General features: G+C 45.0%; 20 protein-coding genes (1 of these 20 running past the window's edge). 2 read left to right on the top strand and 18 right to left on the bottom strand.

The window, feature by feature from the left end; translation table 11 throughout:
• Window positions 1–8: 8 nt before the first annotated feature.
• The 18 genes from SRRS_RS09305 to SRRS_RS09220 form a co-directional block, all read right to left on the bottom strand.
• Entirely contained in the window at window positions 9–950 is a 942-nt protein-coding gene (locus SRRS_RS09305; protein WP_371368199.1) for an alanine-tRNA synthetase second additional domain-containing protein, read from the bottom strand.
• Between the two features lie 25 nt (window positions 951–975).
• Window positions 976–2,220 (bottom strand): methylaspartate ammonia-lyase, encoded by a 1,245-nt coding sequence (locus tag SRRS_RS09300; protein WP_371368197.1) that lies wholly within the window; start codon window positions 2,218–2,220, stop codon window positions 976–978.
• A gap of 47 nt (window positions 2,221–2,267) precedes the next feature.
• Window positions 2,268–3,719 (bottom strand): methylaspartate mutase subunit E, encoded by a 1,452-nt coding sequence (locus SRRS_RS09295; RefSeq protein WP_371368195.1) that lies wholly within the window; start codon window positions 3,717–3,719, stop codon window positions 2,268–2,270.
• A gap of 24 nt (window positions 3,720–3,743) precedes the next feature.
• Window positions 3,744–5,126, bottom strand: a complete 1,383-nt coding sequence (glmL, locus tag SRRS_RS09290) for a methylaspartate mutase accessory protein GlmL (protein ID WP_371368193.1) — start codon at window positions 5,124–5,126, stop codon at window positions 3,744–3,746.
• Between the two features lie 14 nt (window positions 5,127–5,140).
• Entirely contained in the window at window positions 5,141–5,551 is a 411-nt protein-coding gene (glmS, locus tag SRRS_RS09285; protein ID WP_371368191.1) for a methylaspartate mutase subunit S, read from the bottom strand.
• Window positions 5,552–5,556: 5 nt separating this feature from the next.
• Window positions 5,557–6,534: a GntR family transcriptional regulator gene (locus SRRS_RS09280; RefSeq protein ID WP_371368189.1), complete on the bottom strand. Its 978-nt coding sequence runs from the start codon at window positions 6,532–6,534 to the stop codon at window positions 5,557–5,559.
• A 158-nt stretch (window positions 6,535–6,692) separates the two neighbouring features.
• Window positions 6,693–7,103: an RDD family protein gene (locus SRRS_RS09275; protein ID WP_371368188.1), complete on the bottom strand. Its 411-nt coding sequence runs from the start codon at window positions 7,101–7,103 to the stop codon at window positions 6,693–6,695.
• A gap of 96 nt (window positions 7,104–7,199) precedes the next feature.
• The gene (locus SRRS_RS09270) at window positions 7,200–7,676 is read right to left on the bottom strand and encodes a metallophosphoesterase (protein ID WP_371368186.1); all 477 of its coding nucleotides are present in this window, start codon (window positions 7,674–7,676) and stop codon (window positions 7,200–7,202) included.
• A complete protein-coding gene (locus tag SRRS_RS09265; RefSeq protein ID WP_371369777.1) occupies window positions 7,673–8,269 on the bottom strand; it encodes an XTP/dITP diphosphatase in 597 nt (198 codons plus the stop codon). Before SRRS_RS09265 ends, SRRS_RS09270 begins: the two co-directional genes overlap by 4 nt.
• A 15-nt stretch (window positions 8,270–8,284) precedes the next feature.
• Complete coding sequence (gene rph / locus SRRS_RS09260; protein WP_371368184.1) at window positions 8,285–9,028, bottom strand: ribonuclease PH; 744 nt, start codon at window positions 9,026–9,028, stop codon at window positions 8,285–8,287.
• A 31-nt stretch (window positions 9,029–9,059) separates the two neighbouring features.
• Entirely contained in the window at window positions 9,060–10,379 is a 1,320-nt protein-coding gene (locus SRRS_RS09255; protein WP_371368182.1) for a histone deacetylase, read from the bottom strand.
• A complete protein-coding gene (locus SRRS_RS09250; protein ID WP_371368180.1) occupies window positions 10,372–12,048 on the bottom strand; it encodes a hydantoinase/oxoprolinase family protein in 1,677 nt (558 codons plus the stop codon). Before SRRS_RS09250 ends, SRRS_RS09255 begins: the two co-directional genes overlap by 8 nt.
• Before the next feature lie 21 nt (window positions 12,049–12,069).
• The gene (locus SRRS_RS09245; RefSeq protein WP_371368178.1) at window positions 12,070–12,834 is read right to left on the bottom strand and encodes an acyl-CoA dehydratase activase; all 765 of its coding nucleotides are present in this window, start codon (window positions 12,832–12,834) and stop codon (window positions 12,070–12,072) included.
• A gap of 12 nt (window positions 12,835–12,846) precedes the next feature.
• The gene (locus tag SRRS_RS09240; RefSeq protein ID WP_371368177.1) at window positions 12,847–13,842 is read right to left on the bottom strand and encodes a 2-hydroxyacyl-CoA dehydratase family protein; all 996 of its coding nucleotides are present in this window, start codon (window positions 13,840–13,842) and stop codon (window positions 12,847–12,849) included.
• Window positions 13,843–13,908: 66 nt separating this feature from the next.
• Window positions 13,909–14,580 (bottom strand): coenzyme F420-0:L-glutamate ligase, encoded by a 672-nt coding sequence (locus tag SRRS_RS09235; protein WP_371368175.1) that lies wholly within the window; start codon window positions 14,578–14,580, stop codon window positions 13,909–13,911.
• 12 nt (window positions 14,581–14,592) lie between these two features.
• Window positions 14,593–15,132 (bottom strand): hypothetical protein, encoded by a 540-nt coding sequence (locus tag SRRS_RS09230; RefSeq protein ID WP_371368173.1) that lies wholly within the window; start codon window positions 15,130–15,132, stop codon window positions 14,593–14,595.
• Between the two features lie 43 nt (window positions 15,133–15,175).
• On the bottom strand, window positions 15,176–16,006 hold the full coding sequence (gene murI, locus SRRS_RS09225; RefSeq protein ID WP_371368171.1) for a glutamate racemase: 831 nt from the start codon (window positions 16,004–16,006) through the stop codon (window positions 15,176–15,178).
• Window positions 16,007–16,094: 88 nt separating this feature from the next.
• Window positions 16,095–16,502, bottom strand: coding sequence for an acyl-CoA thioesterase (locus SRRS_RS09220; protein WP_371368169.1), 408 nt, complete (start codon window positions 16,500–16,502; stop codon window positions 16,095–16,097).
• A gap of 212 nt (window positions 16,503–16,714) precedes the next feature.
• Between SRRS_RS09220 and SRRS_RS09215 the strand changes: the two genes are divergently transcribed.
• Window positions 16,715–16,861: a hypothetical protein gene (locus SRRS_RS09215; protein WP_371368167.1), complete on the top strand. Its 147-nt coding sequence runs from the start codon at window positions 16,715–16,717 to the stop codon at window positions 16,859–16,861.
• Between the two features lie 4 nt (window positions 16,862–16,865).
• Window positions 16,866–16,883, top strand: partial view of a hypothetical protein gene (locus SRRS_RS09210; protein WP_371368165.1) — the start only. 216 nt of this gene lie beyond the right edge of the window; only the first 18 of its 234 coding nucleotides appear in the window; the start codon lies at window positions 16,866–16,868; the stop codon falls past the right edge of the window.

Genomic DNA, 16,883 nt, shown 5'->3' with positions numbered 1-16,883 from the left:
AAAAGCCTCTATCTTTTGATGGTGTTTAAAAGCGTAAAGCCATCAAGCGTATCAGACATTGGGCCAACAAGACCGATAATAAGATACGTACGGGTTTTGGGGTCATATTTGTATTCCGGCAAGAGCCTGAAATTCTCAATTTCTTCAGTATTGCGGACATGTGTTCTCGGCCCTGAACAAGACCAAGTCAAATCGCCAATTTTGATGTGACCTTCATCACAATAGCTAATATTAATTCCTTCATTAATCAGCTTTTTTACCTTAGCTTCCACTTCTTTTAGATCAGCTGCAAGTTCTAATGGATATTCCAGTACAAAGCCATGATGCACATCGCGATGTCTAAATTCCAGTATCGCATCATAGTCGTTAACTAAAATTTGGTTAGTAAGGTCTTCTGCTGTATGTGCCATTTTACGGAATTGCAAGGTCTGAACAACAACATCTCGTATTTCCTGCGGCACAGGGCCAAAAACTGTCGGCCTAACTACAATAACCTCGCCACCAACGCCGATGAGAACATCGGCATTGGTTTTGAGTAATGGATACAAAAGATCAAAGTGTTCGACGATAACCCGCTTATCATGAGCCAGCGCTTGCTGGACTGCTTCAGCCAGCACATGCATCTGGGTAAACGCTAATTCAAACCGGATATCCACATGATAGGTATGGCTGGAAAAAAAGCCTCTATCGATGTTCTTCAAAAGTGGCAACGGTCTGATGTTGACCCCGTCGTCATCATTCGTCAGCTCTAATCCGGGAAACATGCCTTTAACCAGAGATGATTTACCTGCACCTGCATCGCCAATAATTCCGATAAGTCTATCAAGGGGCGACAAATAGCGTTCGCTAAGCTGCTGCCCCACTGTATACATACGGTTGCGGCCGCGAGGCGCAAAATAACTCGAATACATGAGTTGGTCACCAAGCCCAAGCGTTACGGTGGATTTCATGCACGGGTACCCCCAATTTTAACTTTTACTTTCTCGCTTTGCGAACTGCGAGAATCCGTTGCATTTCATTATATACAATCATGTAGCCTTCGTCTACACCCATGCCAGGTTTAGCCAGCATTTGAACAGGTTGGGTAGCCATAGCCACGTGAACGCATACTTCTGCTGAACGGTTAGTTTCGTTGCAAGTACCGCCTTGATAAGCGCCAACGCCTTTTTTCTTGCAATATAGTACGGATTCAATAATATTATTGATACCGCCAAGGTCAGGAGTTTTGATTTGAAGCATATCGCCAGCGCCTTTGTCAGCGAAGTCTTTAATGTCTTCAAAAGTATTGCACCATTCGTCAGCAACGATTTCTACATTAATTTTTGCTTCATGGAGACGGGAAGTGATTTGAGCAAGTACTTCGATTTGCTTTTCACGTTCTTCTACGTCAACAGGACCTTCGATGCGAAGTTTGAGAGGTGCTGCAGCTTTTTCAAGTTTGCCTAAGTATTCTACGATTTTGGCAACGTCATTTTTGAAAGCAAGGCCGATTGTGCCATATACGTCAATGTGAAGTACAGGAGCATAGTCAGCAGTAGTTTTCAGTTTAGCTACACGGTCTCTTAACCAGCCAACATATTCGATAAGCAGTTCGCCGTTTTCGCCCAATTTTTCTTTAACATTGTTAATCAGACCATGAGGAAGTACTTCCGCATGCTTAATGATCATTTTGTCAACGTTGTTGTAACGGTCGTCGCCAGATTGAGTGAAGATAGCAATTTCTTTGTCGCTAACTTGGGTATTGTATTCGTCGGCAATAACTTCGCACATGAGTTGTTTTTTAGCTTTAGCTACAGCGTCAAGGATTGCTTGCGTTACACCATAACGAAGTGCAGTATGGATGCGTTTGCCGTTTTGATCATTTAAGCTGTCGATTTCTTCAGCAATTTGCTTGAAGGAATTCAGCTCGCGGCCAACAAGGCGAGGCTTAATCATTTTTTCGATAACAGGAATGAAGTCATCGGCTAAGAATAAGGGGTCACGTCCGCCAGCACCGCTATATTGAACAGCAGCGCAATCGCCATAAGCGATTTGACCGTCTTCAAGGATGATCATAACAGATACTGCTTCGCCAGCTTGGCGAACAGCACTGAAACCTTCAGTTACAGGTGTTCCGATATAAGTAAAACCGTCATGGCCAGCGCCTGCTTTAATAGCCCGCTGATCGTCAAAGTAAAAACCAGTACGACCTTTTGAACAAACTACGTCAACTATTTTCATTGTAAATATCCCCTTTACATTAAATTATATGGAGGAAACCCGCGTGATTAGCGCGGGCGTCCTACTAAATTACCTTTGGAAATAGCATAGATATCGTCAATTACCATTTGGAAGCTAGCTTCGCGGCCTTCCGCTTTAGCACGCTCGTTCATTTTGTCTTTATGGAAAGCAACAATATCAGGAGTGAACGGCAGGTTACCGACGTCGAACAGACGTACAGCACCATTGTTGTCACGTGCAGGCAGGATTTTGTTCAAGCTGAATTTGCTAGGAGCAAATGGTACGTCAAGTACGCCAGCTTCGAATGCACGAACAGTACCGACAGCATAGTCACCGTTACCGAGTTCAAATACTTTGTCAAGGATGCAACGGGTTTCTGCTTTAATCATGTTGATTTCTATTTCAAGTTCTTTAGTCATCGGGAAGCTTTGGTCTTTAAGCATGTTGATCATTTGCTTGGTTGTGCGGAGACCTTGGGCATTAGCTTCTTTAGTCGGGATACCAAGAGCTTCGTGCGGAGTCTTAACAATAACTTTAGTAGCTTTAGCAAGTGCTGCTGCAGCTGCGCCCCAGGAAATAACGCCGAATGCTTTAGCTTCGTCTTGCGGGAAGCCACCCATCCATTGATGGAATACAGTTGTTAATACAGTGTCATTGTAACCGTGTTTAGCCATGTATTCGTCAGCAAGTTGTTCCAACGCTTTGATAGCTGCGATATCTTGTACTAAGTTACCGCATTGGCCATAACCTAAAGTGATATTTTTTACACCTTGCTCAGCAGCCAGGATACCTTCGATAACTGCTACTGCATGAGAAACACTGGGGGGAACCAGAGTACCGGTAAGCGGTCCGAACGGTTCGCGGTTGATCTCAACGCCATGCTCGGCATAGAGACCAATCATGCGGTCGCAATATTGCCAGTCATAGATGGTTCTTTCAAGAGAAACGCTTTTAGCATAAGGAATGTTGTAGGAAATACCGCCGCCCTCGTAGGAGGTGTAACCAGCAGCAATCGTGATTTCACCAAGTAAACGAGCATCAGGGGTGCCATGACGTACTTGAAGAGGAGCGTCAACGCTTTCAACTACACGGCGTACGCCTTTTACACCATGGTTTACCGCCGGGAAGCCGTTTAACAATGAACGGCCAGCTTTGAGGCTTTCCTCAATACCGTTTTGTGCTTCTTTGTATTGATTTTGACGAGTATAGCTGTCGATGGTGCTTGGCAGCAAATCAGCTTCGCCTTCGTTTTTAAGGAAGTTTAAGAGATTGATGTGCTCATCAATAAGGGCAACACCCGCACGAGGCTGAGTTAAGGTTTCACCATTATTTTTTGCTTTAACAAGACGCTTAGCGAAATGACGCTTAGCAGGGATGTTTTCATGGTATTTTACAGCTTCTTCAAAATTTACTTCGCTGCCTGTTGGCCAGTGGGTAAGAACTTCCTTGCGGATGGCATTAAACTCGTCATGAGTCCACTTTTTATTCTTAAGTTCCATGTGGCAAAAGCCTCCTCTAATAATCTATTTTTTTCGGATGTAGTTTTTCATCATGCGCACTGCTACATCGGGATGTTCTTCTCCGAGCAGCCCCATCGCAGACATGATATATTCTTTATCAATTAGGAAGTCGCTCTGCTTTGGTTTCAACACCTGCGGATTGCTTTCATCAAACAATATGCCTTTTAAGATCTCATCCGGCTTTGGATTGTTGACAATAACTCCGCCTGTGCCAATTACAGTAGTTACTTTAGTTAGGTCTTTACCAGTTTGTAAAAAGGTGCTGCCCATCGGCGTAAAGTAGTGAGTAAGATTTCCTGCATGGCGGTCGGCACCCAGGCAAACACAGGCTTTTCCCATTGCGATTTCAATCCCGGCTTCGACATCATTCTGCGGCAGATGGTCAATATCTGCTTCTACTTTTAACGCGTAGGCTTCCGCCTCTTGGGGAGTTACTCCGGCATACTCGGCAATCAATTCCGCTCCGGCTGCCTTTAGTAAAGCTCCGGCACTGTACCTCATACCCAAGTCGCCTTCTACAGTTCGTTTACCAAATGGTTCTTGCAAACCTTTGAGCACTACCCCGGCAACAGTAGGATCACCTTTGGCGATAGAGTAAACATCCGTAGTTGCCCCACCAATATCTACAACCATTAAGTCACCTAGTCCCCGTTCTTTGCCACTGCCTTGGCTTAACAGCTCTGCGGCACGAAGAACGGCTGCCGGTGTCGGCATTACTAAGCGATCAACCATCTTGTTAGCCCGGTTTAACCCTTTAGCCTCCGTAATCCGGCGCAGGAAAATGTCGCGGATAGCAGCTCGGGCTGGCTCAATATTGAGTTCGTCCAATTTCGGCATAACATTTTCCGTTGGACGAGCTTCAATATTCTTTTCGGACAAAATTTTAACAATTGTAGGAGTAACTGATTTATTGCCTGCGACCACAACAGGTATGTCCATACCCAGTTCGGCCAACATCCTGGCATTATGCAATATAACTTTTTGGTTGCCGCCATCGGTACCGCCGGCGAGGAGAATGATATCAGGCTTTAATTCTGAAATCTCTTCCACTTCGTATTCGCTAAGTTCATGAGTAAATACCTTAAGAACTTTGGCGCCGGCACCTAAAGCGGCCCGTTTGGCAGCTTCAGCAGTCATTTCGGGCACTAAACCGAGAGCTACCATTTTTAAACCGCCGGCAGCGCTTGAACATCCAAGCACCTTCGTAAACTCCAGTTTGCCGGTTTTGGCAAACAGAGCAGCTAGCGCCTCATTGAGGCCGTCCATTATGTCGGTTTCAACAGTAGTAATACCTCTGGCTGTACCTAATACTTTTTCTTGTTCAACGTCTACTGCCGTAATTTTGGTATAAGTACTGCCGAAGTCTATTAGCAATACATTATTCAAAACTAAGACCCCTTTTATTTCAAGTCCGCTTTAAGGTCAGCAAGTACTTTGTCAGGCAGAGTGCCTGGCTCGTAAACTTTGTCATAACCCATTGCAAGGAACTTCGTCTCAACTTCTTTAAAGTCAGTTTTACCGACAACCAGGTTGCCGCCAACATAGAGCAGAATGTCTTCAATACCGGCTTCGCGGCAGCGATCTCTCAAACCACGGCAGTCGATTTCTCCATGGCCGTAGAGGGAAGCAACCAAAATTGCTTTAGCGTCAGTTTCAATTGCCGCATTAACGAATTCTTCTTGAGGAACCAGTACGCCTAGGTTAACAACTTCATAACCGGCAGCGGTAAGAGCATGGTTAAGGATTTTGTTACCAACTGCGTGACAGTCAGCGCCAATTACACCTAAAATAACCTTTACCTTGTTTGTCATTTTCACTACTCCTTTGCTTTATCAGTTTTTGCAACCAACCGGCTAACAACCTGTTGGAGCGAGCCCTGGTCGATTTCATAATAGAAGGTAATGATACCCTGCGTTTCTACTGCTACTTGGCGTACAGTATTTTGCATAGCTTCGGCAATAACAACTACCTGGTACTTGGCAATGCACTTTCGAATTGCTTCCCGGTCTGTCCCAACACAAGGCTTTAAGATAATTCCATTACAGCCAATTTTGTTTAGGAGCCGGCTTAACGCATCCACGAACTCTTGGGTCTTAGCAACAACAGCTACTTCAGTACCAGTTTGGAGACGAGCCAACTTTATAACTGCTTCCAGATTCGGCGCGGTGGCTACTGATATTAGTTTAGCGCTATTGTCAATAAATTCTGCTACAGCGGATTGGTGTTCAATGGTTGTGATCACCAAATCGCAGGCGGCTAAAAATTCTGCTTTTACAGCGCCGGTTAATAAATCAGCCAACACAACCGGTTCAATCCGGACTTGTGCCATTTGGCCAAGTTGAGCGGTAAAGTGTTCAACATACTCCAAGGTACAGTCAACAACAGCTACTCTTAGTTGGCGAGTGGCCATTTCCCGCTCTTTAGCCCGGATGGTCGCTATAGCCGCAAATTGTTCAACCGTAAAACCGAATTCAACTACTTGTACCATAGCTGCATCAATGACCTTGAGAGCCCGTTCAAGCCGACTGCCTGCCACATCTGCTCCAGCCGCCGTTATATCGGCGTTCTGCTCACGAACAAAAGTACCTCGTCCCTGCCTCGCTTCAAGAATGCCTTCTAATAGCAATTCTTTATACGCTGCACTGACAGTATTGCGGCTAATTCCCAATTCTTCCGAAAGTTGCCGTTCCGTAGGTAGCTTGTCGCCCTTTTTAAATTGGCCTGATTTTATTTTGTCCAAAATGTAGCTTTTCACTTGCAAATAAATTGGGACACCAAGCTTTTGTACAATCACAGTTATCATCCCTGTAATTGGATTAATGGATTAATCCAATTTCTTTTCTATAATTATTATCTCATAGTATTTACGAAAAAGCAAGAAAATTCTACATGGTTTTCCATGACGAAAAAATAACCTATCACCGCCTAAAGGCCGAAATAGGTTATACATAATCAGTTAACTCTAATAACCAGCGTTTTAGCTATTTTATCCCCCAGTCGTTGGTTCTGCACGGAAATCCAAACTAAAATAGCAGCCACTAAATAAACAAATAAACCGTCAATGATCCGGCAAATAGTTCTCAGTGCTGCCGCCTCAAAATCACAGGGAGTACCATCAGTCTTTACAACCTTAAGGCCACACAGGGTTTTACCCGGTGTAGCACCTTTACTACTTTCAAAGTAGGTATAGTAGCAAAAGCCAAAAATCAGCGAAAAAAGATAGTATGACCCGCTAGATCCTATCACTGCCGCTGCTACTACCCCGACAATCCCGAGAATAATTCCATCTATAATAGTAGACAGAGCGCGAATACCAACCCCTGCTCCTATAATAGAAACATTAGTCTCATCAGGTATATTCATATATTTCACCTCCCTTTATCGGATATTACCCTGACGTAGTAATATATGCGTTCATATTCACATAAGTGCAAAAAGAAAACTCGCCAGAAGGCGAGTCTATAGTTCTATTATATTAGCTTCGATAATACCATCTTCTAGTATATGTATAATTCCACAACTTGGAAACGATCCTCCTCGCGGCAATCGAGGACTTCCCGGATTAAGCAACAACAAACCCTCATGCCAAGCATTATAGGGCATATGGGTATGACCGAAAACGACTATATCAGCGCCATATTGTTTTCCCCACCAGACTAGTTCCTGCACCCCGTACTTGACATTATGACGATGACCATGGGTTACCCAAATGGTTTTCCCGGCGATTTCAACGTACTCATCAGGCAGCACAGACAAAGTCCTGTCACAATTACCGGCTACTACCGTTACCGGCAGATTCGTAAGTTCACCCAGTAAATAGCCGTCCTTACAATGATCTCCGGCATGAAGCCAATAATCCACCTCACCGGCAGCGGCAACTACTTGCTTGAGTGACTGTACATCGCCATGTGTGTCACTGATAACGCCAATTTTCATTCGTTCATCTGTGCCAGTTGTTCGACCAGCATCTTTATGGCCCGCCCCCGATGACTAATGCCGTTCTTTTCTACAGGCAACATTTCCGCCATAGTTTTGTCAAGTTCCGGTACAAAGAACAAGGGGTCATAGCCAAAACCATTATTACCACGTGGTTCAGTCAGCACAATACCTTCGACCGTACCATTAGCGGTAAGTAGCGTTTTCTCCGTGTCAGCAAGCGCTAACACACACCGAAATCTGGCGGTACGTTTCTCCGCCGGTATACCTGTCAAATTATCAAGCAGTTTCTTATTACTATCTTCATCACTGGCATGTTCACCGGCGTACCGGGCGGAGTAAACCCCAGGTTCCCCCTTCAGGTAATCAACCTCCAAACCAGAGTCGTCAGCCAGACATAGCTTACCGGTAAGACGCGCATAAAATTCTGCTTTAGAACGGGCATTTTCCTCAAAAGTCACACCGTTTTCCGGAGCTTCGGGATAAATTCCTAAATCCGTCAACGACATCACTGTATATGGCAGCCCGCTTAAGGCTGCTTTAAATTCTGTTACTTTGCCAAGATTTTTAGTGGCGACAACAATTTCTTTTATATCCTTGCGCACAAATTATCCCTCCCGGCCTACTTTCCACGATAAAGCTCCCAAAGTCTCTTTCTGAATATCCAGAAGCATGTTAATTCCCTGACCACCTACTGTCAGCATCTCATTAAGCTTATCTTGGTCAAAGGTTCCTTTTTCACCGGTTCCCTGCACCTCAACAAATTGTCCACTGCCTGTCATAACTAAATTCATATCTACAATAGCTGTCGAATCTTCACTATAGCACAGATCCAGATAAACGCCGTCCTGTAGAACCCCTACACTAACAGCTGCCAAAAAGTCCTTCACCGGAAATGGTTTCGAATTCTGACCCCACATACTGTTTACGGCATCAACAAGTGCCACAAACGAACCGGTAATAGCAGCCGTCCGGGTTCCACCATCAGCTTGCACCACGTCACAATCCAGCCAAATTGTTTTTTCACCAAGTGCCTTTAGATCGATTACACTACGTAATGCCCGGCCAATTAGTCGCTGAATCTCATGAGTACGCCCAGTCAATTTTCCTCTGGCAGCTTCTCTGACATTCCGGCTTTGGGTGGAACGGGGCAGTAATGAATACTCGGCGCTTACCCAACCTTCTCCTGAACCTTTTAAAAAGGGCGGCACTTTCTCTTCGATAGTAGCGGCACAAATAACTTTGGTATCCCCGAATTCAACAAGCACTGACCCTTCAGCATATTTTAAATAATTACGGGTAATTTTTACTTTTCTCATTTCGTTGGCGGCACGCCCATCTGCTCTGGTCATATTGACCTCCTTAAATAATTTGATCTGTTGCTTATATTTGTTCTAATAAATCTTTCTGCTTATCCTGAATAAAGTAATACTCATGTTGACCTTCTTTTTTCGCCTTACACACCGCATCCTGCGCCTGATTACGACAGACGCTGCAAGCATTGCGGGGGATAACAGCGGCAAAGGCGGTTTTTAAACCAAAGGGATATCCCTCAGCCTGAGTAGAAATGGTATTATAGCCATGGCAATGTGGACAAAGCCGTACTGCCTCTATTTGTCTTTCCTGAATGCCGCTATCGTCATAGTAAATATTCCGCCGGCGCTGCCAATAGTCTCCCGACTTGGCTATCGCTTCATTACGGAGTATATTACGTCTTTTCCAGATATCCTGCCATTCGGAAACCAATTTATCAACATACTTGGTATTTGTATCTGATTGACGTGGACAGCGAACGATATCCGGTTCAACTACCCGGCTATAATCTAGGCCGGCCATCGCCAGAATAATACCAGTATTAATATAAGGCAGGGCATCTTCAATGGAATAACCACCCTCAAGCACTGCAATATCGGCTTGCAGTTTTTCTGCTAAACGCGCATAGCCTTGTGCCGTAACTGCCATATTGGCGAGCGGATCGCTATAATGATTATCCTGCCCGGCAGAGTTAATTATAATGTCTGGTTTAAAATCTGCAAGTATTGGCAGCACCAAATTGTCCAATACATAATGCAGCCCCATATCAGTAGTTCCCGGCGGCAGCGGAATATTCACCGTTGAGCATAAAGCCCCCGGACTGCCTAACTCAGCCATTGCTCCTGTTCCCGGATATAGAGTGCGGCCATCTTGGTGAAAAGATATAAACAAGGTATCCGGATCATTATAAAAAATATCTTGGGTTCCATCGCCGTGATGTACATCGGTATCAACAACAGCCACTCGGTTTATACCATAATGGCGCCGCAGATATTCAATCAAAACAGCTTCAATATTAATTGTACAAAAACCTCTGGTGCCATGCACCACCCGCATAGCATGATGCCCTGGCGGCCGCACCAGTGCAAAAGCATTTGTTACTTCTTTACGCATAACCGCTTCGGCCGCCGCAATAGCTCCGCCGGCCGAAGCCAAGTGAGCATCGGTAATCAGTGACGCAAGATCCGGAACACCGATATGCACGCGTTCAGCGTCTGTCAGGCTGGCAAGCTGTGGCCGATACTCCTTAATAGCCGGTAAATCCAAAAGCCCTTCCTCGACAATTTGATCTCGCGTATATAGTAAACGTTCTTCCCGTTCTGGGTGAGAAGGTGTTATTGCCCAGTCAAACGCCGGAAAAAAGACCAACCCTAATGATTTATCACTCATTGTCCAGCCTCCGCATCTGCACCGGCATAAGAACTCCCGGTTTCAACTGCAGTCTACAGGTCATAATTTTACCAACTGTATTAAAGCCGCGTATTACGTTAAACTGCTCCTCATACAGGTGTTCACTATGTGCAGCAACTTCAAGCATTCCCCCAGCCTCAGCACGTTCTGCAAGATGAGTATCAGCAGCCTGCCATGCATCGTCTAGTGTAAACCGGTGTTTATTCAGTTCCCGTTTAATACCTAATTCCGGAACTGTATAGAATCCCTGCGCCGTATCGGCCCTAAGCGTGATTTCTGTTGTTGGTCTGGCCGAAGCGGCACCGATGGCGTTGGCTACCATATGTCCTGGCGGTATCTGCCATGGCAGTTCCAGTCGTTCGGCTACCAGCGGCACAAGCCCGCCAGCGGCGCCCCCAGCACCAATAATCAGTTCGGGGGTAAAAGTCTGACCGTGAACAATATCTTCCACTTTGTACACCGGTCTGGCCGCCTGTTCAGCCAGCATACCTTTTATCGATTGACATATAGTATTTACGGCCAAATGCAAAGTTTCCCACGCAGCGTCTTCCGGAGTCTGATCTGTTGTGGCAACTAGTGCCATAGCTTGCTGCGCCAGTGCCAAATCTCCATATTCAATTAAGCCGGCCACCCTAAGAGCATCGGTCACTGTTGGTTCAGAGCCGCCCTTAGCCATCGCCGGACCAAGGCGCATAGGGCCTACAGCCAATTCTCCATTCTCGCGTCGTACATAGCTGTCACCGCCAATACCTACCGAGCGTAGCCAAAAAGATCTGACTGCCGTAGGGTATTGATTTACCCTTGCCCCGCCTACGGCAAACAACGGCACACCGTTTTCCCATAAAGCAATATCTGTCGTAGTACCGCCAATATCTAAAGATATTGCCGATTCTGTCGTAGTGGCCAAGGCCATAATACCGAGAACACTTGCCGCCGGCCCGGTAAAAATTGCCTCTACCGGCACAAACTTAGCTGCTGCCAATGGCAAAGTCCCACCATCAGCTTTTAATACATATACCGGTGCAGCAATGCTCCGCTCGGCAAGCGCCGCCTCGATGGCAGTGGCAAACTTACTAAAAGTACGCCATACAGCAGAATTATAATAGGCCGAATTAATCCGCCTGGGGTAATTCAGCGAACCGGATACCTGAGCCCCCAGCGTTATATATTCAGGGTGCAAATACTCATTTACACAGTCGGCTGTTATTTGCTCCTGAGCCGGGTTGCGAACGGCAAATTTACCAGCCACGGCAGCAACCGTATACTCCTTTAACTCCCGGCAAATTGCAACAATTTCTTCTTTCACCGTTCTTGCCTTTTCCCGGCCGCGATGGTCAGTATAGCCAGTAAGAAAATATGGCTTTCCTGGCGTCAGGTCTGCCACGTTTAGTCCGGGACCTGCAAGAAGGAATAGCGCCACTTTATCGGTTTTTTCCTCAATCAAAGCATTTGTCACAATAGTTGTGGACAATGCCACCCGGCGGATTGCTTTTACATCCACGCCAACAAGCACCTTATCAATGGCTGTAACAATTCCACTCAGCAGTTCATGATGCGTAGTTGGGGTTTTGGCCGTTTTTAGCACCTGCCCATTGGCAACCACCACCGCATCCGTAAATGTCCCGCCAACATCTATTCCCAGCAACATCTTTTCCGCCTCCAAATCAAGCTAGGCCGACTGCTTACATACAGCACAGCCAATTGCCCCATTCAGTTGGGGATATTTAGGCACTATCACTTCCACACCCATTTCCCGGGTAATAAATTCCTTAATAGCTGTCCCCAAAGCCACTCCGCCGGTGAAAACTATTGTATCGCTTTTCAAAGCACTAAGCATCGGTTTTATCCGCTTATAAATCGTATAGTTGACACCGGCAGCTAATTCCGCCGTACTATACCCTTCAACAATCCGGCCAATAAGCTCTGATTCTCCAAAAATTGCACAGGTCGCGCTGAGCTCAACCGGATTTTCGCAGTAATTAGCCAGTTCATCAAGACTAATATCTAATACGGCAGCCATGTTTTCCAGATAGCGGCCAGTGCTTGCAGCACATTTATCGTTGGTCTGAAAATCAACCATCCGCCCTTTGCGTACCTTAATTACTTTGCTGTCCTGACCACCTAAATCAAGCAATGTAAAATCAGTCAGGCTTGTTTGATGTATTACTCCAAGCATATGTGCTTTAAGCTCAGGAATGACTGTTGCACCAACAATATTTATAGTATTACGTCCGTAGCCGGTGGCTGTCAGGGCTGTGACTTCAGAGAACCCCAAAGCTTCAAAATTTACTGCCAAACCTTTTTCTGTCCGTTGTCCGTAATCCCGATAAAACTTGGCAGTCTCATATATATTCGTCGCCTTAAGCTCCTTAGCAGCATCATCCATAATAACTAACTTAACACTACGGCTGCCTAAATCTATTCCACAGCGCATTTTTCATCCCCTCTAGCGAAGCATCTCAAGAAAACTGTCAATTCTAAGGCGGGTTCTGGCATCGATCTTACCCGGCTTATCGCCTTCAATCGTTATAATAGGCACATCGAGCTTCTGCCGCAAAATGATATCCTCAATCTGGCGGAAACAAAAACCCTGTACATAGTGAATAATTCCATCCAAATTTCGCCGCTCAATCTCGGCTTGAATATCCTTAATCCGGCCAAATACACCATAAGGATAAGTATACTGGCGGTATTGTTCTATAATATCATCGGTTGCAAAAGGCATGGCAAACTGCCGTTGCACTTCGTTGTACACAATCCTAGCGCCCATCATTTCCAAATAAGGATACAGATCCGTAAAAATCGGCGGCACACCGATATAACCCAATCTGAGGTCGTCAGCATACTCGGAAGCATTGGTAGCCTGGGTCAAAAAACGATCAACATCTTTCTCAAAGGCCGGTACATCGCTGTTAAAATCACTGCAGCTTACCTGGTACAAATGATTATGGAAACCGCTGACAACGTTTTCCTCCCAAGTCAATCTGTCAATTTCAGCCACCTTAAGCCGTAGCTTGTCCAATTTCCGTTTTACAGTTGTTACAGCTTCCCAATTAGTCCCTAATACTGACATAAGCTTTTCCATTTGTAGTTTTAACAAGTCATAATCTTTGTCAAAAGGATACGCAAACGGGATTGTTTCAATTCCTGCCAATTCATACGTTTCCATTAGAGCATGCGTATTACTGCAATCGCCTTGAGTAACGGCTATAACCTTATCGATCCCGCCAAAGCTGTCATTAAGCTCCTTATTTACCACAACAGAATACAAGCCCTTTATCCAACCACAAATATTTCTGGGGTATCCGGCTTCCTCGGCTGTTTCCACCATACGCCCTGCTTCCGGACTAGTTATAAATATATTGTTAAGATCGACAGGAATATGTCCTGCCGCCAGAATAATCTCGACCGGCACAGTAGTTGTAATGCCGATGCGGGCCATACCTTTTCGCCTCCTAGATATATAAGACAGAGGATAGTGCCCTACCCTCTGTCTTGTGCAAAATTCTTATTGTGCGCTAGCTTTTTGTGCAGCTATTCCGTAGTTTTTTATAATAACAATAGGGGTTTTTTGACTGGCATTACCAAAAGGATTGTCAATCAGTATCCGTGCTAATTCCTTAGGATTAAGCCCCTGTGTCACTCCTAGTACAGCCGCCCGTTTAAGGTCATTAACATCAGCCACGGCGGCGCCGTAACAGCCCAGCCGTTTCTTTATAGCTTCTGCCACCCCGTTAGGATCAGCCGGTCCATATACCAAACACTTATCAAAGGGCGGCATCGTGCCGGTAACATCATCAATTAATGCTGCCTGTTCACCAGCTAACTCATAAAACACGCCATTTTTTCCTACTAATTTCGCCAACATTCCTAAAAACATAGCCCAAGCTACCCGCCAAGTGCCTTCCGCATCCATAGCGCTTTGCATGCCATATGAGCTAGATAAGCTGCCCTTTTGGGGCACAAACCGGCATAGCACTCTCGCCATCAGTGACAGTTTCATATCTTCCGGGCGGACAAATCGCCCCTGAGTAATAGCAACAACGCTTTCAGCCACTGAAACTACATCATTGGGACCAATGTCGTCTTTTGCATATTTTTCAATAATATCAACAATATCATCTTTATTTGTAAGTATCCGGGTAGGTACTGGTTTCAGCTCCAACGCCTGCTCTGTCATATGTATATCCCCCTATCTGGCTGCAGCCTCACTGGCGGCAAGAGCCTTCTGTATTTCGGCAGCTGTCATAACCAACCGTGCTTTATCAATATACCAAGGACTGCGGGCAACTACCTGAAAGACAATGTCTATTGGCATGTCCACCATATCGGCCAGCGCCGCTTTGATGTCGCCCGCCTTTGCTGTAAATTTCACTGTCAAGATTATAGAACCCCCGGTAGTCTTAGGAACAATATACGCTTCCCAATAGCCGTCGTTACGGTTAACGCTATCCAGCGTCAACCGTGTATCTGTATCAACTGCGTCAAATTGCTCATAGGGCAAAAAGTGGCGCGAAAATACATCCATAAGAGTACCGTCTTGGGTACCGTCGTTGACAAAAGGTATTGTTGTTGTAAACGTTGCTGCATCCTGTGTCTTCTCTTTAAGACTAAATTCAGTACGTTGATCAACAATAAACTTAAAATGAGCATCCCCTTGATTGGCAATAAACAACCATATGCCAACAACTGCTACTAGCACAAGAATAATCAAAACAGTTAAAAATTCCACACTACTGCCTCCGTATCCGGGTATCGGCAAGAAACCCTTAAAATTAAACTTTTACACAATAATCCTGTAATTTAACCATTTCAAACGTAGGTAAAAACTCCTGAGACCGCGAGGACTCGATAGCACAAGCGGTAAACCTCTCAGCCCGTGGTAAATCAGCGGAAAAACATAACCGGACTTTACCTTGAGCGCGGGTAGCCAGCTTGTCGTGCTGAGCCAATTCGGTACGTGCCTCAGCTGCTGTCTCTCTAGCCGGATCGATAAGTACTACATCAGGCCCCATAACCTCTTGAATTACAGAACTGATAAAGGGGTAATGTGTACATCCTAGTATTAGAGTATCCACTCCGGCTTGTTTTAGTGGTATCAGATATTCCCTGGCAGCCGCTTCAATCTCGGGCCCGGACAACTTTTCCTGCTCAATAAGCGGAACAAACTTGGGGCAAGCCTGAGGAAAAACAACCACATCAGGGTTCTCGGCTTTAATTGCTTTTTCATGCTTCCCACTATTAATTGTAGCTTCAGTAGCAATGACAGAAATATGGTTATTACGACTGGCCTGAAGTGCCGCCTTGGCACCATTATTTACTCCGATTGATAAAAAAGGCATTGCCTTTCTTGCCTGTTCCAAACCAAGAGTTGTCATCGTATTACATGCAACTATTGTCATCTTAACTTTTTGTGCTAAAAAGAAAGTTAAAATTTCGTTCATAAACTGTAAAATTTCAGCTGGCGGCCTCGAGCCATAAGGAATGCGAGCAGTATCGCCAAAGTATATAATATCTTCCCCAGGTAATAAATTTAAAACTTCTTTAACGACAGTAAGCCCACCCAGTCCGGAATCAAAAATTCCGATTGGCGCATTGTCTCCCATGACGCCACCTCCTATCTAGTTAGTCTTTCTTGGCGCCATATATAATATGCAGCAGCCGCTACTGTTGACAAGGAATCTACGAAGCAGTCTAAATTGTTTTAAAAGGGTTATTCAATTTCTCAAAGTACTTATCCGGCAAACGAATAACCTTGCCTTGTTTGTCAGTAAATGCGTTCTGAGTACGCCCGGTAGCCAAAAGCATATTATCTTGTTCTCTGAGCACCCTGTAGGTAAAGACCATTTTTACTTTTGACACCTCAGCCAAAACAGCTTCAATAAGAATATAATCGTCAAACTTCGCTGATGCCCGATACTTACAATCAACATCGGTTATCGGAAAAACTATATTGTCGTCCATCATGTCGTTGAGCAAAATACCAATCTCGCGCAAATACTCCACCCTAGCCATTTCAAACCAGCGAAAATAATTGGAGTGGTGAACCACTCCCATCATATCTGTTTCAACAAACCTTACCTTTTCTCGTACCGTAATCATAGCTTACTTCCTATCCTTTTCATTACTGGAATACAATTTAGGCTTAGCCAACACAACGACAGCTAAACCCCTGCCCTTAGGCATAAGAAAAAAAGCACGCTATCAGCATGCTGGTAGAAGAAATTACATGTTTATTGTACTCTTCCATGGACAATTTTGTCAATGCCAGATTAACTTCGAGTTTGGACAAACTAATACCGGAGGTGAATATAATGACCATTATCAAACAAAGTATTAATAACGGTGCTGCGTCTAGAAAAGTAACTTTTGGCAACAAAAAAAATACGACCAACCACTCCAGTGATCATGACAAAAACGATCAAACCGCCCCCTTAAGACCAAACAAAGATGAGGAGTAATATTATGTCAACAATTTACAAA

Source organism: Sporomusa rhizae (assembly GCF_041428845.1).
GTDB classification, from domain to species: domain Bacteria; phylum Bacillota; class Negativicutes; order Sporomusales; family Sporomusaceae; genus Sporomusa; species Sporomusa rhizae.
This window is presented reverse-complemented; position numbering and strand designations above follow the sequence as displayed.